The sequence below is a fragment of the Actinophytocola sp. genome, from assembly GCF_050699915.1.
Classification (GTDB): domain Bacteria; phylum Actinomycetota; class Actinomycetes; order Mycobacteriales; family Pseudonocardiaceae; genus Actinophytocola.
In genome coordinates this window covers 19,521-43,278 of the sequence record NZ_JBOHGA010000006.1, presented here as the reverse complement: position 1 = coordinate 43,278, position 23,758 = coordinate 19,521, and the positions used below count along the sequence as shown (strand labels likewise).

Here is a 23,758-nt window from a genome sequence, read left to right as displayed (position 1 = left end):
AGTGGGGCAGGGTGGGAGGTGCCCGCCTGGAGAAGGAGCGTCGTCATGGCCCAGTACCTGCTGTCCGTGCACACCGGCCCCGCCGACCCCACGGCCGTCGACCCCGCGGGCGCCGGTGAGACGCCGGCGATGGAGCCGGAGCGGTTCGGGGAGTTGCTGGCGATGGAGGAGGAGATGAAGTCGTCGGGTGCGTGGTTGTTCTCCGGCAAGCTGACCGGGCCGGAGGTGGCGACGGTGGTGCGCGCGTCGGCGGGCGGCGAGGTGCTCACCACCGATGGTCCGTTCGTCGAGTCCAAGGAGCATCTGGCCGGCTTCTACATCGTCGAGGCCGACGATCTGGACGGCGCGCTGGTTTGGGCGCGCCGGACTTCGGCGATCATCGGGCAGCCGATCGAGGTTCGGCCGTTCTGGGACACCAAGGCGTGAGCATGGGGGAGGCCGAGATCGGCCGGGTGTTCCGCGAGGAGTCCGGCCGGTCGGTGGCCACCCTGATCCGGGTGTTCGGGCAGATCGACGTCGCCGAGGACGCCGTGCAGGACGCGTTCGCGCTGGCTCTGAAGGTGTGGCCGCGTGAGGGGCTGCCGCCGAACCCGGGTGGCTGGATCACCACGACCGCGCGGCGCTGCGCGATCGACCGGCTGCGCCGCGACACCCGCGGCCGTGCGCTGCTCGACGAGCTCGCGGTGCTGGCACCCCAGCCGTCCCGGGAGGTGAGCGCGGTGCCCGACGACCGTCTGCGGCTGATCTTCACCTGCTGCCACCCCGCGCTCGCCCCCGACGCGCGGGTGGCGTTGACCCTGCGACTCCTCGGCGGGCTGCGGACCGATGAGGTGGCCCGCGCGTTCCTCGTCGCCGAGCCGACCATGGCGCAGCGGCTCGTCCGTGCCAAGCGCAAGATCCGGCTCGCCCGCATCCCGTACCGGGTCCCCGAGTCGGCCGAGCTGCCCGACCGGCTGGCGGCGGTGCTGGCCGTGCTCTACCTGGTCTACAACGCGGGCGCCGACCCGGGCGCCCCCACGGCCGCCCCCACGGCCGCTGACGGGTTGCGCACCGAGGCGATCCGCATCGCCCGACTGCTCACCACGCTGCTGCCGGACGAACCCGAGACACTCGGCCTGCTGGCAGTGTTGTTGCTGACCGAGGCCCGCTTCCGCTCCCGCACCACGGCAGAGGGCACCCTGGTCCTGCTCCGCGACCAGGACCGGTCCACATGGGACCACGCGCTCATCGCCGAGGGACACGAGCTCGTCCGCGCGTGCCTGCGCCGCGACCGGCCAGGTCCCTACCAGCTGCAGGCCGCGATCAACGCCGTACACACCGACGCCACCTCGTTCGACGCCACCGACTGGCGCCAGATCCTCACCCTCTACGACCAGCTCCTCGCCACGGCACCCACTCCCGTGATCGCCCTGAACCGGGCCATCGCCGTCGGCGAGGTCCACGGCCCACAAGCCGCGCTGAAACTGATCGAGGAACTGACCTGCCCGGCTACCACGCCTTCCACGCCACCCGCGCAGACCTGCTCCACCGCCTCGACCGCACCGCCGAGGCCGCCACCGCCTACGACACCGCCGCCACCCTGGCCACCAGCACAGCCGAACGCCGCCACCTCGCCAACCGGGCGGCCGCCCTACGAACGAACGGCTGATCCCCAGCGAGGTCGTCGGCGGCCGCCGGGGAGGAAGTCGAAGGAGCGCTCGGGTCCGGCCGCGCCGATCGTCCACAGCCGGCGAGGGCGACCTACGCCGGCACGAGGAGCACCCAGACCGGCCCGCGGGCGAGTGGGAGGTCGAGGCCGGCGACGGTGTTGAACCGCGTGGGCGCCCGCGGACCCGGGCGTGTCCACGTGCCGGTGAACCGCCGGCCGTCGCGCAGCACCAGCGCCCGGCCGTGTCCGACGGTGGCGGCGACCGGCGAGACGGCGCCGCGGGCGTCCTCGATCCGCTCGCGCCCGGTCAGCTTGACCCGCTGGACCACGACGGTGGCCGCGGCGACCCGCCCGGACTCGGTGGAGATCAGCGGCCTGCCGTCCAGCGACACGAGCCAGCGGTGGGCGCGGGCGGACCAGGTGAACGTGTACTGGGCGGCCCGGAAACCGACGCCCTGCCGCGAGGTCGGCTGTCCACCGCCGGGCGCGGGGCCGACCTGCAGGGGCGGCTGTGCCGGGGCCTTCGCGCCTCGCGGCAGCTTCGCCGGGCGCACGTACATGTTGTGCGGCGAGGGCCGGCCGTTGCGGTGGAACGCCCCGCGCGCCCGTGCGGGTGGGGCGTTGAGGAGGTTGGCCGCGCGCAGGGACGGCAGCAGCTCGGGCGCGGCGCCGGAGTAGGCGAGCACCGGCCGGCCGAACTGGGCGAGCAGCTGGATGTCGGTTCGCCGGGCGCTGCGGACCGGCCCGACGACTCTCGGCGCCCGGCCGGCGTAGATCGCCACCAGCCTGGTCAGCCCGCCCTCGACCGGCTCGACGTAGACCACGTCCGCCGAGCCGATGCCGGTCTGCGGCCGCGCGTCCGCCACGTTGTCGATCTTGACAGCCAGGACCGGCGCGCCCCGCGGTTTCGGCGCCGGCCGCGGTGCGGACGTCGTGGACGGTGTGGACGTCGTGGATGGTGGAGCGGACCGGCGTGCGGCGGGCGTCGGCTCGTCGTTCCGGTTGAGCACAACGAGAACCCCTGCCCCCGCGACGAAGGCCACCACCGCGGCGATGGCCAGGACCGTGCGTGCTCGTCGGCTCACGATCACCATCGTCCCGGCTTCCACTATCGACCGCACAACATGGTGGTAGCGATTGGTGATTTTCAGGCACCGCCTCAGCGTGGCAGGTACTTGCTCAGGCGGATGACGCCCTGGGTGATCCTCTCCTCGGTCAGGCCGGAGAAGTTGAGCCGGGCGTGGTTGTGTTCCGGTGTGGTCGGGAAGAACGTGGCGCCGGGGACGTACGCGACGCGGGCGTCGGGGAGGGCGACGTCGCGCATGAACGCGGTCGTGTCGAACGAGGCCGGGAAGGTCAGCCAGGTGAAGAGTCCGCCGTCGGGTGTCGTGTACTCGACCGTCTCGGGGAAGGTCTCGCGCAGCGTGGTCAGCAGGAGATCTCGCTTGTCGCGGTAGGAGCGGCACATCGTCGCGATGTGGGCGTCGATGTCGTACCGGTCGAGGTAGCTCGACGTGGCGGCCATGTTGAGCGTGCTGCTCTGGGTGTCGGCGGCGAGCTTGAGCAGCGCGAGCTTCTCGAGCACCTCGCCGTCGGCGACCGCCCACCCGAGTCGCATACCGGGCGCGAGGATCTTCGAGAAGCTGCCGAGGTGCACGACCCGGCCGCCGGCGTCGAGGCTCTTCAAGGTCGGCAGGTGGGCGCCGTCGTAGCGCAGCGCGCGGTACGGGGTGTCCTCGACCACGAGCAGGTCGTACTCGTCGGCGAGCTCGATCAGCCGCCGCCTGCGCGGCAGGCTCATCGTCACGCCCGTCGGGTTCTGGAAGTCCGGGACGGTGTAGAGCAGCCTGGCCCGCGGTGTGGCGGCCAGCACGCGTTCCAGGTCGTCGGTGTCCATGCCGTCCGCATCGGTGCGCACGGGCGCGTACACCGGTTCGAACGGGTTGAACGCGATCAGCGCGCCGAGGAACGTGGGGTTCTCGGTGACCACGGCGTCGCCGGGATCGAGGACCAGCTTGGCGGCGAGGTCGAGGCCCTGCTGCGCGCCCTGGATGATCAGGACGTCGTCGGCGGTGCGGTCGATCCCGTCGCGGCGCAGCCGTGTCGCGACCTGGGCGCGCAGCGCCGGCAGCCCGTCGGACGGACAGTACTGCAGGACGACGGGGTCTCCGGCGAGCAGCTCGGCGTAGATCCCGCGCAGCTCGGCCATCGGGAACAGCGCCGGATCCGGGTAGCCACCGCCGAAGGAGATGATCTCGGGGTCCGCGCCGTGGCGCAGCAGGTCCCTGATCGCGGACGGCGCGACGCGGCGCACCCGCTCCGCAAACTTCACGATGACACCTCCCAAACGACTGATGCGATACGCGTTGCGTCTTACGTTCGACAGCTATGATCGCTCACGACATGTCAAACGACAAGGAGATTGCCGTGCCGGTGTCGCCCCGCCTCGACGAGACGGACCTGCGGATCCTCGAGTATCTCGCCGAGGACGCCCGGTTGTCCCAGCGTGCGATCGCCCGAGCCGTCGGCATGTCGCCTCCCGCGGTCGCCGACCGCATCGGCCGGCTGGAGACGCTCGGGGTGATCCAGGGCTACCGGGCCCAGATCGACTTCGCGCTGCTGGGCCGGACACTCACCGTCGTCGTCGGGATCACGTCCGAACGCAGTGACAACCAGCGCGAGCTCGCCCAGAAGGTGCTGGCGATCCCCGAGGTGGAGGGTGTCGACCTGGTGACCGGCCAGGACGACCTCCGAGTCCGGCTGCGGGTGCGGGACCAGCCACATCTCAACGAGGTCTACTTCGAACGGTTGCTGACGCTGCCCGGCATCCGGCACACCGAGACCACGCTCGTCCTCTACGGGTTCACTCCCGACAACTTCGCCAAGCAGGTCTTGGGCAGCCTGACAACACCCCAGGAGGAAGCATGACCGAACACTTCAGCACCGAGGCGGCAGGTACCCCGGTCGCGCCCGGCCGCTACGTGCGCGTCGACGACGTCGAGGCCGTCGAGTTCGTCGAGGGCCTGGAGTTCCGCCCAGTGCTCGCGGAGAACACCATGGCCAACTTCGTGTCGTTCGCGGAGAACACGACCGCACCCATGCACGTCCACGCGGAGGAGCAGATCACCATCGTGCTCGACGGCGAGTTCGAGTTCACTTTGGACGGTGACACGCGGGTGATGCGCGCGGGCGACGTCGCGGTGATCCCGTCGTGGGTTCCGCACGGCGCCCGGACCACGAACACGACGTGCCGGGAGATCGACGTCTTCAACCCGCCCCGCGAGTCGCTGCTCGACCACGCCCGCAAGCAGAACGACCGCTGAGCCGCGATGCACGCGATCCGGGTCGGCCGGTTCGGCGGCGAGGAGGTGCTCGACTACACCGAGGTGCCGGTGCCCGAGCCAGGCCCCGGCCAGGTACGCGTGCGCCTGCACGCCGCCGGCGTCAACCCCGCCGACACCTACATCCGCACGGGCGGCTACGCGTTCTTCACCCCGGCGCTGCCCTACACCCCCGGGTTCGACGGAGCCGGTGTCGTCGACGCGGTCGGCGCCGGGGTCACGTCCACCGCGCCGGGGGCGCGGGTGTTCCTGAGCTCGCTGGGCACGACGGGCTTCTCCGGCGCCTACGCGGAGTTCGCCGTCACCGACGCCGCAGACGTCCAACCACTACCCGAGACGCTGTCCTACCCGCAGGGTGCCGCGATCGGCGTCCCGTGCGCCACCGCGTGGCGCGCGCTGTTCCAGAAGGCGGCGCTGCGGGCGGGAGAGACGGTGCTGATCCACGGCGCCAGCGGCGGTGTCGGCGTCCCCGCCACGCAGCTCGCGCGGGACGCGGGCGCCACGGTGATCGGTACCGCCGGGACGCCCGAGGGTGCCGAGCTCGTCCGCGCTGCCGGTGCCCACCACGTCCTCGACCACACCGCCGCCGGCTATCGCGACGAGCTCGCGGACCTCGCTCCGTCCGTGGTCATCGAGATGCTCGCCGACGTCAACCTCGCCGACGACCTGGAGTTCCTCGCGACCCACGGCCGCATCGTGGTGGTCGGCAGCCGCGGCACGCTCGAGTTCACCCCTCGGCTCACCATGCGCAAGGAGGCCACGATCCTCGGCACCGCCCTCTGGAACGCGACGCCGGCCGAACACGCCATCGCGCTCGCCGGCGTCGCCGCCAAGCTCGGCAACGGCACACTCCGTCCGGTCGTGGGCACGGAGCTACCGCTCCACGACGCCGCCGAGGCCCATCGGCGCGTCCTCGCGCCCGGCGCCCGCGGCAAGCTCGTCCTCATCGCCTGACTGTGACGGTCACCGTCGCACTTGGACGAGGGCGTGGTTTCCGTTGGTGCGCCACGTCTTCTCGGTCGTGTCGAGGTGGGACAGGACTTCTGTGGACAGTCCCACCACGACGTCGGACTTGAGTGTGCGCAGCGCGGCGACCGGGCCGGGGAAGTAGTCCGTCGCCGCCTCGAACGGGGTGAGCGGGTCCCACGCGCGGTCGCCCACCAGGCGGCGGTAGTTGAGGTCGCCCTTCATGATCGTGACGGTCGCCGCCGCGAACTCGGCCGCGAGGTCGGCCGGCATGCGGTCGTAGGACCACGGCGCGACGGAGAACGGGTGCGCGTGGACCGTGAGGGTGCCGCCGGTCATCGCCTCCCACAGGCGATGACCGATCCGCGCGGCCTCGCCCGGGGCGCCGAGCAGCCGGCGCAGCGCGGCCGTCACGTCGGCGGTCGTCGCGTCGGAGACGTAGTACGGATAGGCCTTGACGTGCAAGGCGATCGTGCGCGCCCGGCCGGTCTCGAGCAGCTGGTCGGCGAGCACGAGGTCCGGCACGAGTTCGCGGCCCGCGTTGTCGGCGACGAGGCACACGGTGCCCGGCCCGTCGTCGTCGAGCTGGTCGTCGAGCAGGTGCCACAGCAGCGCGCTCTGGTCGGCGACCAGAGCGCCCGGCTCGGCCTCCGGCCCGCGTGCGGAGATCCGGAAGCCCAGGTCGGCCCGGTTGCCCCAGACCGACGCGGCGACGAGCGCGGCGTTGCGGTCGGCCGGCGGCTCGTCGAGGGCCGCGAGGTCGGCCGTCATCTCGGGCGTCGCCAGCTCCGCGGACTTGAACGGCTCGAACGGGTCGACGCCGCGCCACGGTCCGGGTGCGAAGTAGCCGACCGCCTCGAGCAGCCTGCGGTAGAAGTAGCTCTCCGCCCACAGGAACGGCACGTCGTACCAGCCGCGGCCGAGGTGACCGAGCCCGCGATCGGCCCACAGGTCGTGGTCGGGCGCGGAGTCGGGCAGCGGGCGCAGGACGCCGGTGATCTCGCGGCCGAGGTCGTCGAGGGCGCGGCGGTGCTCCGGCGGGTACGGCAACCCGTCGCGGACCTTGGCGATCAGCGCCGGGTGGCGGTCGTGCAGCACACTCCACGGAAACGACCCCGGTTCGGAGCTCACGATCTCTGGCGCGTCCGGCATGCTCGCCCATCGCTCGACGTCACGGGTGGTCGCCGCCGAGTCTCACACACCCCGCCGTCACCCGTCGGGTGCCGCTCGGCCGAGTTCGGTCGCCTCGGCCAGGTCGGCCGGTTGCCCGGTCCGTTCGTACCGTCGGGACAGCGCCGCGGCGAGGTCGCGCCGGGCATCGACCCGGTTCTCGAGTGTCTCCTGCCGAAACAGCGAGATCGCCCGCTCCAGGAGGTCGAGCCGGCCGGTCCGCTCGTACTCCGCGATCAGCGCGACGCCCGTGTCGCGGGGCGACGTGAGCCCGAAGTTCTGCCGCGCCTCCGGGGGCACCAACCGCGGGTCGACCGTGTGGAGGTTTGTGTAGAGGGCCTGCGCCAGCCACCGGTCGGTCTCGCCGTCCCCGGCCGGCAGCGCCTGGTACCGGCACAGGTGCAACGCCGCGACGCGGCCGAGGCTGCCGGCGTCCGGCTCGCCCAGGGCCGTGAGCTCGGCGACCAGGGCGAGCGCGCGTTCCTCGAGCACCCCGGACGAGTCTCCGTCGGCATGCCGGGCGATGCGGGCGTCGAGATCCGCGAGCAGCCTCTCCTTCATGGCACACCATCGTGCCTCACTACCGCCGCCGCTCGTGTCGGCATGGAATCGTCGGACCCAGGCCGTACGGTGAGCCCATGGACTGGAAGATCGAACTCATCCCCGTGCCGGTGTCCGATGTCGACCGGGCCAAGGCGTTCTACGAGAAGGTGGGCTTCAACGCCGACCACGATCACAAGGTGCACGACGCCCTGCGGTTCGTGCAGCTGACACCGCCCGGCTCGGCCTGCTCCATCGTGCTCGGCGAGGGCATCACCGAGAAGAGACCGGGCACGCAGGAGATCCAGTGCGTGGTCGCGAACGCCGAGACGGCACGCAAGCAGTTGCTCGACGCCGGCGTCGAGGCGAGCGAGGTCGACGTGCAGCCGTTCGGCAACTTCGTCTACTTCCGTGACCCTGACGGCAACAGCTGGTCGTTGCAGGCCCTGGAGTCGCGTCCGAACGGCTGACCGACGCCGGCCGCACCGTGCGGCCGGCGGTCAGTAGTAGGTGGGTTGCGGCTCGGCGGGTCGGGCCGGGACGACATCGAGGTCGGGATCGTCGACGAGGGCCTCGATGACGCCGCGCGTGGCGCCGATGCCGGCCCAGTGCGGGTCGACGTCGCTGGCGAAGAACCACGCGTGGTCGGCGGGCCAGACGAGAGCGGGAGGTGGGGTGGGGGAGCGGACGCCGAGGGTCTGCTCCCACGTGTCCATGGCGGTGAGTGGGCCACGGAGTAGCGCGTACGTGCGGTGCGGGAGGTCGAACCGCGGGCCGGGAGGGAGCTCCAGGTCGGAGTAGCCGTCCCAGACGCCGAAGTAGCAGTCCGCCGGGGTCGCGGTGAACGACGCGAGGCGGTGGAGCGCCTGGCGCGCCCGGGTCATGTCGGACGGGTGGCCGTCCGGGAGGTCGACGTCAGCTTCGGCCTGGCCGGCGCTGGTGGGATCGGAGATGAAGCGCAGCCGGGCGAAGGCCTCGTAGCCCGTCGGGCCGAAGGAGATCAGCTGCATCGGCGGGGTGTCGGAGCGGAGGAGCCAGCTCGCGGCAGCCGTGTCCGTGCAGAAGCGCAGGCCCATGGCGAGCCAGGCTACGCGGTGCGCCGACGACTCGCGAACTGTCCTAACTGGACAAGCCGACGTCAAGTTGTCGTGCCGGTTGTACGAACCGGAACGCGGGGAGATCCGGTGGGACGGACAGGCAGGACGGCGGCGCGGTTGGCGGACGTGGACGCCGACCTCGCGGCACTCGGCCGCGGCGGCTACTACGCGCGGCTGTTCACCTTGCAAGCCAGTGGATATCTCGCCGAGGAGCGACCATGACAGGACGGTGGGCGCTCGTCGCGGGGTGCGGGGGAACAGCATGTCACCGACGTTGCTCGACGGTGCCCGGGTCGTGGCCCTCCGCGCCGGGCGCGCGGTCCGCGGAGACCCGGGCTCGGACTGCCCACCCTGACCGTGGTACCGCCCGGCTGCCTGGTGGTCGCCGGGGACAACCCGCACAGCCAGGACTCCCGACACCTCGGCTTCGTCTCCCCGACCGCGGTTCTCGGGTCGGGTGACCCGTGTGCTGTCGAGCAGCCGCGCGACCTGCGTGTGATCTTGGTCAGTAGTTCGTCAGCGGGCTTGGTCGATGACGTCGGCGGCCTTCGTCGCGACTGATCGCAGACTGTGGTTCTCCAGCACCCACTTCGACAGGGTCTGGCGCCGGGCCGGGTCGGGGTGTTCGCTGAGGGCCTCGTCCATCGCGGTGGCTACGGCGTCGTCGTCCCACGGGACCGCCCAGCCCAGGTCCTGTTCGATGACGGTCGGGGCGAGTGGGCCGACTCCGGCGTAGATCACGGGGGCGCCTGCGCACAGACCGGCGAGGGCCTTGGTGGCGTACGCGAAGTCGTATCCGGCGTTGGGGTTGATCGAGGCGAGCGATGCCGCGGCGGAGGAGAACTCTCGCCGGAGCTCCTCGGCGGGGCGCGGTGTGCGGAACTCCACGCGGCCGGGGGCGAGGCGCTCGGCGAGCTTCTTCAGCGTGGGCACGTCGGTGCCCTGGCCGATCATCAGCAGCCGCGCGTCGGGGTGTTTCGACGCGATCTTGGCGAAGCCGCGGACGAACACGCCCGCGCCGTGGATCTCCGACATCGTGCCGCCGTAGACCAGCGTCTTGGCGGGTTCCTGCTCGGCGTAGGCGAACCGGTCGGTGTCGACGCCCACGCCCACGACCCGCACCAGCTCGCCGCGCACGCCGAGCCGCACCAGGTCGTCGCGGACGCCGTCGGAGATCGCGAGGACCGAGCGCGAGCCGTTGACGACCCAGCGCTCGAGCACCTTGAGCACTCGCACGACGTTCCGGTTGACTCCGATGCCCTCGGCCGCGGTCGACACGACGTCGTCGGAGAAGTGGACGTAGGGAATGCGGCGCAGCGCGCACGCCACCCGGCTCGCGACGCCGGTCGTCGTGGGCGGTTGCACGACCACGACGTCGCCGCGGGTGAACAGGAGGCGGAAGAACAGCGGGATGTCGTAGCTCAGGTACTGCACGTACCCGCGCACGTTGCCGCCCTTGTCGCGCAACACCGGCCAACGGCGCACATCCAGGCCCGCGTCGTCGATCCGGGCGTTCCCGGGTGGAACAGTGGTCAGCACCTTGACCTGGTGCCCCCGGGCGACCAACTCATCGGCCAGCGCACCGAGCTGGTACGCCGCGGCGCCCGTTTCCGGGCGGAACAACCGGGAGACGATCGTGACGCGTGCCGCGGCAGACGTGACGCCGTGTTTCTTGGCGACCGGTCGGGTCATTTCGTCACGGGTTCAGCCGCAGTGCTGGTTGTACAGAATCTTGTCGACCTGAATACCGGCGGTGCCCCCGAAATCAATGCACCGGTTGCTCATGTCGACGCCGGCGGGCGTATAGACGGGTCCCGCGTAGTAGGAATAGTTGCCCCGGTCGCAGCCGACGCTACTCGGGCAAGCGGGCCACGCCGATCCGGACGGACGGATCTTCGCGAGGGTGTCCCTCGCTTGGCCGTAGGCGTCCCCGTGATGGCGCGAGACAAGGCAGTTTCGCTTGGCCGACGAGGACCAGTAGATCTCCATGTGCAGCTCGATCTCGTCGGTGATCTGGTTGCCGACCGGGTGGATCCCCACCAGTTCGTAGGACGAGCCACATTCCCCGGCGCGCACGGAGGCAGGAGTCGTCGGAATTTTCGAGTCGCTGGCGGCGACGGCCGGCGAGGCGAGAGTGACCGACAACATGAATGCGGCGGCCACGCCGCACAGGGCGCCAAGAATTCGCATGTTCCCCCCAGGGTCGACACGTTCGGCAAGACATTAACAGAGAAAGGAGAGCGTCCGCCACCACTTGTCGCCGCCACCCATCGTTCCCGTGGATGGCCGTGACGTACCTCTTCACCTGGCAGCAGCGGGGGAGCGTCCGCCATGTGTTTCGATGTCTCGGTGACCAGCCACGAAGACCTGCCTGCCGACACGCGCGTCGTCCGCGTCAGTCGCGAGATCGCGGCCGGGGCCGCGCGAATCTTCGAGCTCATCGCCGACCCCGCGAACCAGCCGCGCTGGGACGGCAACGACAACCTGGCGGAAGCACCGGCCGGGCAGCGCGTCCGGGCTGTCGGCGACGTGTTCACCATGACGCTCACCCGTAACGCCGCCGTCCGCGAGAACCACGTGGTCGAGTTCGAGGAAGGGCTTCGCATCGCGTGGCGGCCCGCGGAGCCGGGGCGGCAGCCGCCGGGCCACCTGTGGCGCTGGGAGCTGGAACCGGTCGACGCGTCGTCGACGCGGGTGACCCACACCTACGACTGGACGGACCTGACCGACGAGCGCCGGTACGAGCGCGCGCGGGCGACCACGCCGGAGAAGCTCCAGGCCTCGCTCGACCGGCTGGCGACAGTCGCCGAGCGCGACAACCGCTAGGCACTGAGCCGTCCAAGTCTCTGGCGTGCGCGAGCCGAAGACGCAAGACTGGGCGGATGAAGGGTTGGACGCTGATGGCGGTCGGAGTGGCTTGCGTGGTGCTCGGCGGTTTCTGGTTCCTGCAGGGAATCGGGGTGATCGGCGGCAGCTTCATGACGAGCTCGACGACGTGGCTGGCGATCGGACTGGTCCTCGCGGTGGCCGGCCTGACCATGATCACCGTGGCAGCACGCGGACGGCGCAAGCAGGTGTGAGCAGCGCACCGCGGACCGAGTGCGCGATCCTGTGTGGACCACCTGGTGTCGCCGTGTCGTCCGGCGGGTGAGCTACCTTGACGCCCATGGGCGCAACCCTCGAGGAGGAGTCCGGCTGGAGCCGGTGGCGTCGGCCACGGCCGACCGCGGCTCAGCGGCGCCAGGACGTCTGGACGGGGCTCGCGGTTCTCGGCGGCTCGGTACTGGTGACCGTCCTCGTCAACAGCATGGGCGCGTTCGCCTTCGGTTCGGCGCCGTCGCTCACCGAGCAGTTCGCCTGGACCGCGGCGATGACCGCGCCGCTGGTCGTGCGCACCCGGTTCCCGCTCGCCGTGCTGTTCGCGGTGGGCGTGCTGTTCATCTTCGGGCAGGTGCGGCAGGTCGGCGACAACCTGGTGCCGTCCATCGCGTTGTTCCTCGCGATCTACACGGTCGGCGCGTGGGAGCGTAACCGCACACTCGCCCGGTGGGCCCGGATCGGCGTGATCGCCGCGATGTTCGCCTGGCTCGGGTTCAGCCTGGTGCGAGCGCTGTTCGAGCCGCATGACGGCTTCGACGACGCCGCCGGACCGCTGGACCCGTTCGTGGCGGCGGTGATCTACGAGATCGGGTTCAACGTGCTGTTCTTCCTGTCCGCGTACGTCTTCGGCAACGCCGCCTGGCTTTCCGTGCGCCGGCAGGCCGAACTGGCGCGCCAGGCCGAGGAACTGCGACGCTCGCAGGAGCAGAACACCCGCGGCGCGGTCGTCGCCGAGCGGGTTCGCATCGCCCGCGACCTGCACGACGTCGTCGCCCACCATGTCTCGGTGATGGGCGTGCAGGCGGGCGCCGCCCGGCGGGTCCTGGACAAGGACGCCGACGCCGCTCGCGAGGCGTTGCGCTCGGTCGAGCACACGGCGCGGGTCGCCATCGGCGAGCTGCGTGGTCTGCTCGGTGTCCTGCGCGCGGAGCCGGACGGCGACACCGCCCCGGCCGACGCGCCGGCCGGCCAGTACCCGTCCTCGCCGGGGCTCGGTGAGCTCTCCGAGCTGGTCGCCACCGCGCGAGCGGCCGGGCTGGAGGTCGAGCTCGGGACGTACGGGGACGCGCGACCGGTGCCGGACGGGATGGCCCTGTCCGCCTACCGGGTGGCCCAGGAGGCGCTGACCAACGTCGTCCGGCACGCCGGCGCGCGCAAGGCCGACGTCCGGGTCCGGTACCTCGCCGACACCCTGGAGATCGAGATCGCCGACGACGGCCGCGCCGGAGTGCGCCGGCCCGGCGGTCCGCCGGATCGCGGGTTCGGGCTTCTCGGGATGCGCGAACGGGTCGCGGTGCACGGCGGCGAGCTGGAGGCCGGGCCGCGCCGCGACGGCGGCTTCCGCGTCCGCGCGGTGCTGCCGACACGGTCCGAACCGTCCACTTCGGATACTCCGGACGACGTGGAGATGTCGCCGTCATGACCGTCGACGGAACGCGCCCGCTGCGCGTGGTACTCGCGGACGACCAGGAGCTCGTGCGCGCGGGGTTCCGGGTCATCCTCGGGACCGAGGACGGCATCGAGGTCGTGGGGGAGGCGGGCGACGGGCGCGCCGCGGTCGAGCTGGTCGAGCGCCTGCGGCCGGACGTGGTCCTGATGGACGTGCAGATGCCCGGCGTCGACGGGCTGGAGGCCACCCGCCGGATCCTCGGCGCGGCCACCCCGGACCGCCCGGTCAAGGTCGTCATCCTCACGACGTTCGACCGCGAGGACTACCTCTTCGAGGCCCTTCGCTGTGGTGCCAGCGGGTTCCTGTTGAAGAACGCGTCACCGGAGGACCTCGTCGACGCGGTCCGGGTCGTCGCCCGCGGGGACGCGCTGCTGTCGCCGGAGGTCACCCGAAGGGTGGTCGCCAGGTTCACGACGGCCGCGACGACGACGCCGGCGTCCCGCCCGCCGGAGCTCACCGACCGGGAGTTCGAGGTACTGGTGGCGCTCGCCCGCGGGGCGAGCAACGCCGAGATCGCCGACGAGCTCTTCCTCGGTGAGTCGACGGTGAAGACGCACGTGTCGCGCGTGCTGGCGAAGCTCGGCCTGCGCGACCGCACCCACGCCGTGGTCTTCGCCTACGAGAACGGCATCGTGGCGCCGCGCGGACGCTGACCGGACGGCGGGTCCTCCGCGCGGGGGACCCTCGCGGTCGGTCGTGCGCCGGACGCGCGGCGGGCCGGTCGCGCCATAGCGTTGTCCCATGTTGACAGTGCGGGGAATCAGCCGAAGCTTCGGCGCCAACCGGGTGCTCGACGAGGTGTCGTTCGACGTCCGGCCCGGCCGGATGACGGGCTTCCTCGGAGCGAACGGCTCCGGCAAGACGACGACGATGCGGATCATCCTGGGCGTGCTCGCCGCCCACGGCGGCACCGTGACCTGGCGGGACGGGGCGGTGACCCAGCCCGTGCGCCAGCGGTTCGGCTACATGCCCGAGGAGCGTGGCCTGTATCCGAAGATGAAGGTGGCCGAGCAGATCGCCTGGCTCGGCGAGCTGCATGGGCTCACCCGAGAGCGAGCCAGGACGCAGACGTCCCGGCTGCTCGAGCAGCTCGAGCTGGCCGACCGGGCGAACGACAAGCTCGAGACGCTCTCGCTCGGCAACCAGCAGCGCGCGCAGGTGGCCGCCGCGCTGGTGCACGACCCCGAGCTGCTCATCCTCGACGAGCCGTTCTCCGGGCTGGACCCGATCGCGGTGGACACCGTGCTCGGGGTGCTGCGCGAGCGGGCCGCGACCGGTGTGCCGGTGCTGTTCTCCAGCCACCAGCTCGCGGTGGTGGAACGGCTCTGCGACGACCTGGTGATCATCTCCGGCGGACGGATCGCCGCGAGTGGCGGGCGCGACGAGCTGCGCGCCAGGCACGGCGCGCCGCGCTTCGAGCTCGTGGTCGACTCCGACGCCGGCTGGCTGCGCGACCATCCCGGCATCCGCGTCGTGGACATCGACGGTCCGCGCGCCGTCTTCGACATCGATGCGCGTCAGCAGGACCAGGAGGTGCTGCGCGAGGCGCTGCGGCGCGGTGACGTGCGCAGCTTCGCGCCCGTGGTGCCGTCTCTCGACACGATCTTCAAGGAGGTCATCTGATGACCGTCACGACAGCACCCGAGCCGCGCGTGAGTGCCGAAACGGCGTCGGGCACCCAGTTCTGGGCGGCCACCCGGCTCGTGGCCGAGCGGGAGGTGCGGACCTTCCTGCGGATGAAGGGATTCTGGATCGGCCTGGCGGTGATCATCGTCGGGCTGTTCGCGCTCTCGGTGCTGCCGCCGCTGTTCGGTGGGGACGACCCGAAGGTGGCGACGGTCGGCGCGGAGGCGGAGAGGATCCTCGACGGTGCGGAGCTCGACATCCAGCGGTCGGCCGACGTGGGGGCGGCCGAGCGACTGGTCCGAGACGAGGACGTCGACGCGGCCGTCGTGCCGGACACCACCGGCGAGTCGGTGTCCGGTGTCCGGGTCGTCGCGCTGTCCGACCCGCCCACCGACGTCGTCGCCGCGTTGAGCACGGCGCCACCGGTGGACCTGCTGGATCCGTCCGACGTCGGCGAGGACCAGCGTCAGGTCGTGATCATGGTGTTCGCGTTGGTGTTCCTGATGTTCGGCATGGGTGGCGCGGCGATCGCGCAGAGCACGGTCACCGAGAAGCAGACCCGCATCGTCGAGATCCTGGTGTCGACGATTCCGGTGCGCGCCCTGCTCGCCGGGAAGATCCTGGGCCACACCGTTCTGACGTTGGGACAGGTCGCGGTGCTCGCCGTGGCGGCGCCGGTCGCGTTGCGGATGGGCGGGCACGGCGAGCTGCTCGCCGTGGTGGCACCGGCACTCGGCTGGTACGTGCCGTTCCTGGTCCTCGGGTTCATGCTGCTCGCGTCGATGTGGGCGGTCGCCGGATCGCTCGTCAGCCGGCAGGAGGATCTCGGCTCGAGCATGGGCGTCGTGGTGATGCTGGTGATGGCGCCGTACTTCCTGGTGATGTTCCAGTCCGACAAGCCCGCGGTCATGACGGTCCTGTCCTACGTGCCGTTCTCCGCGGCCGTCGCGATGCCGGTCCGGATGTTCTCCGGGGAGGCAGCGGCATGGGAGGCGCTGGGTTCGCTGGGCGTGCTCGCCGTCGCGGTCGCCCTGGTGGTGCTCCTGTCGAGTCGGCTGTACTCGGGGTCGCTGCTCAAGACGGGTAGCAAGGTGGCGCTGTCGACCGCGTGGCGCCGCGACGACTGACCGGTCGCCCGACGGGGCCAGCACGGGGAACGCCCCGATGGCGAACATGCCTCGCGAACCTAGCTTGGAACGAGCCGGACGACGGGTCCGGCTCGTTCCAAGCCCGTGACACGAGGAGACACACCATGACGAACCAGGACTTCGACCTGGCCGAGCTGCTGGAGACGATGCAGCACCTCGACCGGCTCGACGAACCGGTCATCCGCGTCGACGACCCCCCGCCGACCGAGCACATCCCGCTCGAACCCGAGAACCTCGAAGACGACCCCATCATCCGCGTCGACGACCCGGTCGACCCGCAGCCGGGCCAGGACATCCCGATCGAGCCGGAGACACTCGAAGACGACCCGATCATCCGTATCGACGACCCGGTCGACCCGCAGCCGGCCGAGGACATCCCGATCGAGCCCGAGTGGTACCCGTGCGACGAGGCCGAGGCACCCGTGGCCGAGGCAACCGTCGAGCCCGAGCCTGTCGAGGAGGAGTACGACCCCGCCGTGACGTGTTACTGAGCCGGCCGCGGGTCCTCGGGGCGTCGGCCTCGCGGACCCGCGCTCAGTAGGACGGCAGGATCCGTGGATACGGACGAATCACTGCGGACGACCCCGCGTCGACGCGCTTCCTGCCCGAGCCGGCTCCGTCGCTGGAGCTGAAGTTCGCGGCTCGGGGGCTGCGCCGCGGGATTCGCGCGCCGTGGGGCGAGCGGTGGCGTGGCAGTGCGCTGGCGGCGGTCCCGAAGTCGGCGCTGCTGCACGGGACGAGGACCGCAACGCTCCTCCTGACCTGCTTCGGGCTGTCCTAACGCAGCCGCACCACCTTCAGTTCGGGCGAGGACAGGATGTCCCGTTCGCAGAACCGGGATCGCACCCATTCGCTCGTCGAGAACAGGGCGGTCTGGTCGGCGTGGTGTGCGGAGCGCGGGTTGCTCGACTGGGAGTAGGTCAGCAACGTGGCCGCGTTCGGGCAGCGGCGGCCGGTGAACGAGACGACCTGGATGTGGCTGGACCCGTGTACGACCTCGACGTCGCCGCGGGTCGGGTCCCAGGTCGGGATGATCATGTTCAGCACGCCCTGTTGCCCGACACCGCCGTGGATCGGGATCCGCTTGCCGTTGCGGACGACGTAGTGGTTCTCGCCCAGCGGGGCGTCCGGCTCGATGCCCGCCGCGCGCAGTTCGGCGACGGCGTCACCCAGTGCCTGGGCCACCAGGGGGTTCGCCGTGTTCAGCGTGTTCGGCGTGGCGACCGGGTCGGCCGCGTCGAACTGCACCAGCCACAGGTCGGCGTCATCGATCTCGTTGGCGCGCAGCCAGAATCGTTCGAACAGCAGGCCGCCGCGGCTCTCGACGTTCATCCGACGGTCCCAGTTGGACAGTGCGGTGCAGGCGTCACCGACTTCCACCGTGCCGCCGCCGGTGGTCGGCGCCCGACCCCCGGGCAGCTCGGCGCACAACTCGGCGACGTCCTCGGCCACCTGCTCGCCGGACCAGCTGCGGTTGGTGAACAACAGGTTCTGCATCCTCTGGCGGGTGAGGTCGCCGAGTTGTTCCTCGACCGCGGTGATGCCCATGCGGGTTCGCGGGTCGCGCTTGGTGGCGATGTCGCCCATGATCCGCGGGTAGCCGGTGATCGGCTGACGCGGGTTGGTGAGCCAGGCGCTGTCGTTGGAGTTCTCCACGTAGTCCCTGCGGGTTAGCACCGGCATCCGGCTCGGGCCGAAGATGCCGGGCACCAGAGCGTCCCGGTCACGCCCCCAGGCGCAGTCCGTGCGCGATCCGTCCAGCACGCTGATCCCGGAGTCCGGGAAGAGCTCGGCGCCGAGCGGTGTGTTGCACCGGGCGGCGAGCTCGTCGGTCACGTGTGGGACGACCTGGATGTCGGCGTACAGCGCGCGGCCGGACTGGTCGGCGGCGATCGTGTTGACCCATGGCACGCCCTGGGTGTGGGACAGCACGTCGACGATGTCCCTGGTGCTGTGGGCCCGGTTGAGCTCGAACCAGGTGTTGAGGCCGCGCATGTTGGCCTGGTTGGCGTCCCGGATCGTGTACGCGGTGTCGGTGGTCCACGACAGCGGGAGGCCGAACACAGGTGACAGCACCGGCCCGTACCGCGTCGAGTACAGCGCGCGCTCCACGGTTGCCGTGGAGCCGTCCGGGTTGAGCACCTCGACCGCCACTCGCCGACTGGTCATCCGCTCCCGCTTCCCGCCGACGAGATAGGTCGTCGGGTCCCCGGGTACCAGGGTGACCTGGAACAGGCCGAAGGTGATCGGGGTGGCGACGGTGTGGCTCCACGCCACGTCACGGTTGAAGCCGATCTGCACCATCGGCATGCCGAGCAGGCTGCCTCCGCTCACGTCGAGCTTGCCCGGCACGGTCAGCTGCGACTGCCAGAACCGGCGGCCGCCGTGCCACGGGTAGTGCGGGTTGCCCAGCAGCAGGCCGCGACCGTTCGCCGTGCCGTCCGAGCCGACGGCGATCGCGTTGCTGCCCATGTCCGGGTTCCCCAGCGCGGCACGAACCCGTTCCACCGCGTCGGCCGGAACCGCCGCCGGTGCGCTCGGCGCGCTCGGTGGCGCGGCGGACGCGATGCCGTCGATCACCTGACCCTGACCGCCGATTGTGGACAGCGCGTGGAAATGCCGGTACACGTCGAGCTCGGTGATCGGGCGCACCCAGCCGGCGCCGCGGCACGCCGGGTCGGAGATGCGGGACACGCCGGTGTCGCGGAGGTAGCGGTTGTACCCGGCGACGTACCCGCCGATGATCGCGCGCACCTCCCGCCGCGGCCCCATCGGCGGTGGCGCGGCGACCACGCGCTCGATCACTCGCGAGTCGTTGACCTGCTGGAAGTACAAGTCGCTGGTGAGGCTGTCCCGCGCGGGCCCGTAGGCGGTGTTGGCGGGGGCGTCCGGCCCGAGGTGGCGGGACCGCTGGGCGCTCACGGTGAGGTAGGTGTCGGCCAGCACGCAGATGTTGTCCGTGGCGGCGGCGAACCCGTACCCGTAACCCAGGCCGGCGAAGTCCTTCGCCTTGATGTGGGGGACGCCGAACTCGGTGTAGCGGATGTCGGCCGCCAACCCCCGCGTGTCTCGTAGTTCTGTCCCGGCTGCCGAATCGCCCGCGGCGACCCCGGAGACCATGGTCGTGACCATCGCGGCGACGGCCAGCGCCGCGCCCCAGCTGATGCCCCTTCGCATACCCATGTCCTACCGGATCGAACCGGACGCCGTATCAGGGCAAAACCCTGACTTCGCCCGGCGCCGCCGGGCTACCGAGGCCGGGAATGGCGCGCCGGCCGCCGAGCACCCGCCGCCGAGCACCCGCCGCCGCCACACAGACCACGCCGCCCGGCTCGGCGCCCGACCGCAGTTGCGGCAGCCAGAACTCGGCGAAGTCGTGGGTCAGCCCATCACTGTGCCGGTGGAGTACGGGTTGATCTCGCGCTTGCGGGAGAACGTGCCCAGGCCGATCGCGTGGCCGGTGTGTTGGCACGCATAGGAGACCGGGTCCGCGTCGTGGTCGTGGCCGTTCTCGACCGCGGTGATGAGGGTGGCCATCATCCGGCCGGCCAGCGGCGCGTTCTTGAACTGGTTGCCGCTGGTGCCGACGGCGACGTAGTAGCCGTCGAGGTCGGTGCGGTCGTAGATCGGTGTCCAGTCCGACGCGACGTCGTAGATGCCGGCGATTCCCTTGGGCTGGCTGGGGATCCGCAGCTCGGGGAAGCGCCGCGCGGCCCGGGTCACCTGGGTCTCGTACAGGCTCGCGGTCCGGTTGAGGTTCGCGGTGTCCGGGTCGTCGACCCAGTCCAGCGGGTCGCAGTCGGGTTCGGTGCCACCCACCAGCACCGCGTCGCCGGACTCGGGCCGCAGGTAGATGCCGAGGTCTGGGTCGGCGATGACCGGGCCGAGCCGGTCCCGGTCGTGGTAGCCGGGTGGCGCGGCGAGGTGGTGGACCTCCTGGCGCAGCGGCCGCACGGTGATGGTGAACTCGCCGCCCACGCCGGCCAGCGTGTTCACCCGGCCCGACCACGGCCCGGCGCAGTTCACCACGACCGGGGTGTCCATGCGTCCGCCGGACAGCGTCACCCCGGCCACCCGGTCGCCGGCCCGGCGGATCTCGGTGACCACCTGTCGGAACAGGTACCGCGCCCCGTGCCGGACGGCCGCGTCGGCGAGGTTCCGCGTGGCCAGCAGCGGATCGTCGACGAAGCCTCCGTCCACTGTGTACAGCGCGGCCAGCTCACCGTCCGGTTCGGACCAGAACGCCGGGTCGTCCAGCCGCTTGGGCGGCCAGAACCGCCCGGGATCCAGGCCGGGCACCCGCCGCCGCAGCTCGGCCGCGTCCCAGTCCTCGTACGGCACGCCCACCTGCTCGAACAGCTCGACCGACCGGTCGCGGTTCGAGATCGGGGCGTCCAGCATCACCGCACCGGTCCTGCGCAGTACCGCCAACTGGTCGCCATGGGCCGCGCCGAGGTGGTCGGCCCACCGCGCCCAGCAGTGCATCGACTCCCACGCCGCCACGACGCCGTCGAGGGTCGAGTAGTGGAACCGCATGATCGCGCTCGACGCGCTCGTCGAACCCTGGCCGGCACCCGAGCCCTTGTCCACCACCACGACCCGCAGACCCCGCCGCGCCAACTCGAACGCGACCGCCGACCCGATCACGCCGGCACCGATCACGACCACGTCAGCGGACTCGTCCACAGGAACCTCCCGGTATGTCGGAGAACAGCATCACCCGACCGGAGCCGCCGCCGCGCTGGCCACCCGGTGCATCAGCGGCCTGCGCTGGGACGCCCCCCGCCGCGCGGAGATCCTCCGGCACGCCCCCATCCCGGAGCCACATCTTCGCTGGACAGGCATGGCAAGCCGCCCGTGCGGGTACTCGGTTCGGACCATCATGGACGAGGAGCATCGATGACGGTCGAAAACGACGGCCTGCCGCCGACGGAGGGCGCCCACGCGCCGGATGACACCGGTCGCGGTCCAGGCAGCGATGCCCTCGACCCGCCGACCGAACTGTTGCCGCTGGACGGGGCCACGGCGACGAAGGTGGCCGCTGACGACGCGGCTGCCCGACGGGCGGAGGCGGGCATGCCGGCAACCCCGCCGCCTGCCGCCGATGCCGCGGTGGACCACGTCGTCGGATCGCACGGCAGCATGGAGGGCGACCTGTTCGACGGGGAGTCGATCAGATAGGCGCTGCCCATCGCCGGCGCATGATCGTCTTTTGGACCCGGTTCGCCGGCGTGCCCGAACTCCGGCGCGTGAAGGACATCGTCGGCGTGAGGCCTCGTGCGGTGGGCTCGGCGTGACTAGCATCACAGCCATGGACTACGAAGACGCCGTGGTGACTTTCACCACGGACAGTAAGCAGTTGGCCAGCAGCATGGCAGCCGAGGTCGCGGGGACCGAGTTCAGCTGCTGCGCACATATCGAAGGGCCGATCAGGCGGGTACACCGCTGGCACGGCCGCAAGCACTCGAGTGAGCAGTGGCGGGTGGAGATCGAGGTCGCCTCTGATGGGGCCGCCGCGTTGGTCGACCACATCACCGCCCACCACGGCGACGAGGTGCACGACCTCGTGGTGACCGACAACGTGCGCCACCTCGTCGGCGGAGCCACCGAGTCGCCCTGACCTGGTGTGACGAGAGAGCGCTCAGCGGCGTCGCTTCATCGGCGTTTCGCGGTCACCATCAGACGCAGCGAGCCCGGCATGTATGCGTGGTCGGGGCCGTGGCCGCCGCCGCGCAGTCGGGTGTCCAGCGCGTCCATCCACTCGAAGTCGTCCGTCGTGCCCTCGCGCAGCCCGCTTCGTATGCGTCCGCTTCAGAGTCGGATCTCGCGGGCGCCGGCGAGATGGTCGATGGCGCCGGTTTCGCTGAGGTCGTAGCCGCCGAGGGCGGTGAGGGCCGCGTGCACGGCGGGGTCGTGTACCGCGTCGAGGATGGGGGCCGCGGCGTCGAGTGCCTCCGCCGGGAGGACGAGGTCGTAGTCCTCCCAGGCGACGGGCAGGAAGTGCAGGTCGAGGTCCGACGCCGCGGCGCGTACCGCCAGGCCGGCGTCCGCCGCGCCGACCGCGACGGCGAGAGCGACCTCGAGGTGCGACCCGAACTCCGGCCCGCTGACCTGGTCGGGTTCGAGCCCAGCCGCGGTGAGAGCGTGGTCCAGCAGCGCCCGGGTGCCGGTCCCGGGGCTGCGTTTGGCGAACCGAAGGCCACGTACCTCCCGCAGGTCGGCGATCCCGCGAGGGTTGCCGGGCGGCAGGAGCAGTCCCTGTTCGCGCCGCCACAGGCGGACCACGACCGGGTCTCGGCCGCGCAGCACGGCCCTGGCGAACGGTGCGTTGTAGACCCCGGTGTGGTGGCGCAGGTGGGCTGTCGCGCCGTCGGCGAGGTTCGAGGCGACGGCGACGAGTCCGGCCAGGCTTCCCCGCGAGGGCACGACTGAGACGCGTTCGCCGAGGTGGCGCAGGAGCAGGCTCATCGCGGGATCGTCGCTGCCGGCGAGGCGGAAGACCGACACGCCGCCGAGCATGCGGCGGGCGGCGGCAGGCGCGCCCGGACTCACCCGGGCTCGGCGGCGCGGCGCCAGAAGGATCACGCCGTGCTGGGCGAGATGCCGGTAGGCGCGGCTCGCGGTAGCCGCGGTCGTGGCCTTGGCGGTGGCGTGGTCACGAACGCTGGGCAGCTCGGTCCCCGGTGTGAGCTCGCCGGCGACGATCGCCCTGGCGAGCTCCGAGCTGAGATCCAGATACCGAGTCACGCGCTGTCTCTCGAGTCCAGAGCCGGTTAACCTGTGTCGCGGTGTGATGCTACAGAAGGAGTCAGCGATGCGGCGGAGTCTGGTCGGGGCGTTCTTCGCGGTCCTGTTGTCGCTCACCTCGTGCGGTGGGCCGGAACAGGCGGCCGCGCCGTCGGACGAGAGGTCGTTGATCCTCGCGACCACGACGAGCACGCAGGACTCAGGCCTGCTCGACGAGCTCCTGCCGGCGTTCACCGAGGACACCGGCAGGAAGGTGAAGCCGCTGGCCGTGGGCAGTGGGCAGGCGATCGAGCTCGGTCGGCGTGGTGAGGCCGACGTGCTGCTCGTGCATTCCCCCGAGGCCGAGCTCGAGTTCGTCGCGGAGGGCAGCGCGGGGGAGCGCCGGCTGGTCATGCACAACGACTTCGTGCTCGTCGGGCCGGCGGACGATCCTGCCGAGATCCGCGATCTGCCGGCCGCGCAGGCGATGCAGAAGATCGCCACCGCGAAGTCGGGGTTCGTCTCGCGTGGCGACGACTCCGGCACCCACGCCCGGGAGCAGAAGCTGTGGGAGGAGAACAAGACCGTCCCATTCGGACAGTGGTACCGGTCGACGGGCCAGGGCATGGGCCCCACGTTGCGGGTGGCGAGTGAGACCTCGGCGTACACCTTGACCGACCGAGCGACCTACCTGGCCCAGAAGGAGAGTCTCGAGCTCGAGGTGTTGAGCGAGGGCGACGAGGCGCTGCTCAACATCTACCACGTCATCGAGATGACGAAGGACGCCGGTGACCGGGTCCAGCCGGATGCCGCGAAGGCGTTCGCCGACTGGATGGTCGGGAAGCGGGCACAGAAGATGATCGGCGAGTTCGGCCTCGAGGAAGGCGGCGGGGAGCCCCTGTTCGTTCCGGACGCGGGCAAGGACGAAGCGACGCTGGGGAACTGAC

The 23,758-nt window shown here is 71.3% G+C and carries 27 protein-coding genes and 1 pseudogene; 18 read left to right on the top strand and 10 right to left on the bottom strand.

Annotation, left to right across the window (positions count from 1 at the left end):
- Positions 1–45: 45 nt before the first annotated feature.
- A complete protein-coding gene (locus ACRDSK_RS02215; protein WP_431438161.1) occupies positions 46–426 on the top strand; it encodes a YciI family protein in 381 nt (126 codons plus the stop codon).
- A gap of 2 nt (positions 427–428) precedes the next feature.
- Positions 429–1,648, top strand: a pseudogene (locus ACRDSK_RS02210) (RNA polymerase sigma factor).
- 92 nt (positions 1,649–1,740) lie between these two features.
- Here ACRDSK_RS02210 and ACRDSK_RS02205 read toward each other — a convergent pair.
- Both ACRDSK_RS02205 and ACRDSK_RS02200 read right to left on the bottom strand, forming a co-directional pair.
- Entirely contained in the window at positions 1,741–2,742 is a 1,002-nt protein-coding gene (locus ACRDSK_RS02205; RefSeq protein WP_431438160.1) for a DUF3048 domain-containing protein, read from the bottom strand.
- A 65-nt stretch (positions 2,743–2,807) separates the two neighbouring features.
- Entirely contained in the window at positions 2,808–3,980 is a 1,173-nt protein-coding gene (locus ACRDSK_RS02200; RefSeq protein ID WP_431438159.1) for a PLP-dependent aminotransferase family protein, read from the bottom strand.
- Between the two features lie 95 nt (positions 3,981–4,075).
- Here ACRDSK_RS02200 and ACRDSK_RS02195 point away from each other — a divergent pair, with 95 nt between their 5' ends.
- The 3 genes from ACRDSK_RS02195 to ACRDSK_RS02185 are packed head-to-tail and all read left to right on the top strand — an operon-like array spanning position 4,076 to position 5,943.
- Positions 4,076–4,576, top strand: coding sequence for an Lrp/AsnC family transcriptional regulator (locus ACRDSK_RS02195; protein ID WP_431438158.1), 501 nt, complete (start codon positions 4,076–4,078; stop codon positions 4,574–4,576).
- Positions 4,573–4,971 carry a cupin domain-containing protein gene (locus tag ACRDSK_RS02190; protein WP_431438157.1) on the top strand — a complete coding sequence of 133 codons (399 nt, stop codon included), beginning with the start codon at positions 4,573–4,575 and terminating at the stop codon, positions 4,969–4,971. Before ACRDSK_RS02195 ends, ACRDSK_RS02190 begins: the two co-directional genes overlap by 4 nt.
- A gap of 6 nt (positions 4,972–4,977) precedes the next feature.
- Positions 4,978–5,943 carry an NADPH:quinone reductase gene (locus ACRDSK_RS02185; protein WP_431438156.1) on the top strand — a complete coding sequence of 322 codons (966 nt, stop codon included), beginning with the start codon at positions 4,978–4,980 and terminating at the stop codon, positions 5,941–5,943.
- 9 nt (positions 5,944–5,952) lie between these two features.
- Here ACRDSK_RS02185 and ACRDSK_RS02180 read toward each other — a convergent pair whose 3' ends face one another.
- Together ACRDSK_RS02180 and ACRDSK_RS02175 are read right to left on the bottom strand one after the other, a co-directional pair.
- Positions 5,953–7,107 carry a damage-control phosphatase ARMT1 family protein gene (locus ACRDSK_RS02180; protein WP_431438155.1) on the bottom strand — a complete coding sequence of 385 codons (1,155 nt, stop codon included), beginning with the start codon at positions 7,105–7,107 and terminating at the stop codon, positions 5,953–5,955.
- Between the two features lie 57 nt (positions 7,108–7,164).
- Positions 7,165–7,686, bottom strand: coding sequence for a hypothetical protein (locus tag ACRDSK_RS02175; RefSeq protein ID WP_431438154.1), 522 nt, complete (start codon positions 7,684–7,686; stop codon positions 7,165–7,167).
- Between the two features lie 77 nt (positions 7,687–7,763).
- On the opposite strand from ACRDSK_RS02175, the gene ACRDSK_RS02170 reads away from it, so the two are divergent.
- Entirely contained in the window at positions 7,764–8,135 is a 372-nt protein-coding gene (locus tag ACRDSK_RS02170; protein WP_431438153.1) for a VOC family protein, read from the top strand.
- A 30-nt stretch (positions 8,136–8,165) separates the two neighbouring features.
- Here the strand turns inward: ACRDSK_RS02170 and ACRDSK_RS02165 are convergent, their stop codons facing one another.
- The gene (locus ACRDSK_RS02165) at positions 8,166–8,741 is read right to left on the bottom strand and encodes a hypothetical protein (protein WP_431438152.1); all 576 of its coding nucleotides are present in this window, start codon (positions 8,739–8,741) and stop codon (positions 8,166–8,168) included.
- A gap of 108 nt (positions 8,742–8,849) precedes the next feature.
- Between ACRDSK_RS02165 and ACRDSK_RS02160 the strand changes: the two genes are divergently transcribed.
- Together ACRDSK_RS02160 and ACRDSK_RS02155 are read left to right on the top strand one after the other, a co-directional pair.
- Entirely contained in the window at positions 8,850–8,984 is a 135-nt protein-coding gene (locus tag ACRDSK_RS02160) for a hypothetical protein (RefSeq protein ID WP_431438151.1), read from the top strand.
- A gap of 135 nt (positions 8,985–9,119) precedes the next feature.
- Positions 9,120–9,323, top strand: coding sequence for a S26 family signal peptidase (locus ACRDSK_RS02155; protein ID WP_431438150.1), 204 nt, complete (start codon positions 9,120–9,122; stop codon positions 9,321–9,323).
- Here the strand turns inward: ACRDSK_RS02155 and ACRDSK_RS02150 are convergent.
- Both ACRDSK_RS02150 and ACRDSK_RS02145 read right to left on the bottom strand, forming a co-directional pair.
- Positions 9,279–10,454 carry a glycosyltransferase gene (locus tag ACRDSK_RS02150; protein WP_431438149.1) on the bottom strand — a complete coding sequence of 392 codons (1,176 nt, stop codon included), beginning with the start codon at positions 10,452–10,454 and terminating at the stop codon, positions 9,279–9,281. The two genes, ACRDSK_RS02155 and ACRDSK_RS02150, sit on opposite strands and share 45 nt — an antisense overlap.
- A 12-nt stretch (positions 10,455–10,466) precedes the next feature.
- Positions 10,467–10,925, bottom strand: coding sequence for a hypothetical protein (locus tag ACRDSK_RS02145; RefSeq protein ID WP_431438148.1), 459 nt, complete (start codon positions 10,923–10,925; stop codon positions 10,467–10,469).
- A 186-nt stretch (positions 10,926–11,111) separates the two neighbouring features.
- Between ACRDSK_RS02145 and ACRDSK_RS02140 the strand changes: the two genes are divergently transcribed.
- From ACRDSK_RS02140 to ACRDSK_RS02110, 7 genes are all read left to right on the top strand, one after another.
- The gene (locus ACRDSK_RS02140; protein ID WP_431438147.1) at positions 11,112–11,588 is read left to right on the top strand and encodes an SRPBCC family protein; all 477 of its coding nucleotides are present in this window, start codon (positions 11,112–11,114) and stop codon (positions 11,586–11,588) included.
- Between the two features lie 56 nt (positions 11,589–11,644).
- Positions 11,645–11,842 (top strand): hypothetical protein, encoded by a 198-nt coding sequence (locus ACRDSK_RS02135; RefSeq protein WP_431438146.1) that lies wholly within the window; start codon positions 11,645–11,647, stop codon positions 11,840–11,842.
- 86 nt (positions 11,843–11,928) lie between these two features.
- Entirely contained in the window at positions 11,929–13,284 is a 1,356-nt protein-coding gene (locus tag ACRDSK_RS02130; RefSeq protein ID WP_431438145.1) for a sensor histidine kinase, read from the top strand.
- Positions 13,281–13,964 carry a response regulator gene (locus ACRDSK_RS02125; protein ID WP_431438144.1) on the top strand — a complete coding sequence of 228 codons (684 nt, stop codon included), beginning with the start codon at positions 13,281–13,283 and terminating at the stop codon, positions 13,962–13,964. Before ACRDSK_RS02130 ends, ACRDSK_RS02125 begins: the two co-directional genes overlap by 4 nt.
- 88 nt (positions 13,965–14,052) lie before the next feature.
- The gene (locus ACRDSK_RS02120; RefSeq protein ID WP_431438143.1) at positions 14,053–14,934 is read left to right on the top strand and encodes an ABC transporter ATP-binding protein; all 882 of its coding nucleotides are present in this window, start codon (positions 14,053–14,055) and stop codon (positions 14,932–14,934) included.
- Positions 14,934–16,064 carry an ABC transporter permease gene (locus tag ACRDSK_RS02115; RefSeq protein WP_431438142.1) on the top strand — a complete coding sequence of 377 codons (1,131 nt, stop codon included), beginning with the start codon at positions 14,934–14,936 and terminating at the stop codon, positions 16,062–16,064. Before ACRDSK_RS02120 ends, ACRDSK_RS02115 begins: the two co-directional genes overlap by 1 nt.
- Positions 16,065–16,189: 125 nt before the next feature.
- Positions 16,190–16,576, top strand: coding sequence for a hypothetical protein (locus tag ACRDSK_RS02110; protein WP_431438141.1), 387 nt, complete (start codon positions 16,190–16,192; stop codon positions 16,574–16,576).
- A gap of 286 nt (positions 16,577–16,862) precedes the next feature.
- Here the strand turns inward: ACRDSK_RS02110 and ACRDSK_RS02105 are convergent, their stop codons facing one another.
- Positions 16,863–19,262, bottom strand: a complete 2,400-nt coding sequence (locus ACRDSK_RS02105) for a penicillin acylase family protein (RefSeq protein ID WP_431438140.1) — start codon at positions 19,260–19,262, stop codon at positions 16,863–16,865.
- Between the two features lie 204 nt (positions 19,263–19,466).
- Positions 19,467–20,771: an NAD(P)/FAD-dependent oxidoreductase gene (locus ACRDSK_RS02100; protein ID WP_431438139.1), complete on the bottom strand. Its 1,305-nt coding sequence runs from the start codon at positions 20,769–20,771 to the stop codon at positions 19,467–19,469.
- Between the two features lie 213 nt (positions 20,772–20,984).
- Here ACRDSK_RS02100 and ACRDSK_RS02095 point away from each other — a divergent pair, with 213 nt between their 5' ends.
- The gene (locus ACRDSK_RS02095) at positions 20,985–21,266 is read left to right on the top strand and encodes a hypothetical protein (RefSeq protein WP_431438138.1); all 282 of its coding nucleotides are present in this window, start codon (positions 20,985–20,987) and stop codon (positions 21,264–21,266) included.
- A 130-nt stretch (positions 21,267–21,396) separates the two neighbouring features.
- On the top strand, positions 21,397–21,705 hold the full coding sequence (gene cutA, locus ACRDSK_RS02090) for a divalent cation tolerance protein CutA (protein WP_431438137.1): 309 nt from the start codon (positions 21,397–21,399) through the stop codon (positions 21,703–21,705).
- Positions 21,706–21,896: 191 nt separating this feature from the next.
- Here the strand turns inward: cutA and ACRDSK_RS02085 are convergent, their stop codons facing one another.
- Positions 21,897–22,832 (bottom strand): substrate-binding domain-containing protein, encoded by a 936-nt coding sequence (locus ACRDSK_RS02085; protein ID WP_431438136.1) that lies wholly within the window; start codon positions 22,830–22,832, stop codon positions 21,897–21,899.
- A gap of 67 nt (positions 22,833–22,899) precedes the next feature.
- Here ACRDSK_RS02085 and ACRDSK_RS02080 point away from each other — a divergent pair, with 67 nt between their 5' ends.
- Complete coding sequence (locus ACRDSK_RS02080) at positions 22,900–23,757, top strand: substrate-binding domain-containing protein (RefSeq protein WP_431438135.1); 858 nt, start codon at positions 22,900–22,902, stop codon at positions 23,755–23,757.
- The last annotated feature ends 1 nt before the right edge of the window (position 23,758 follow it).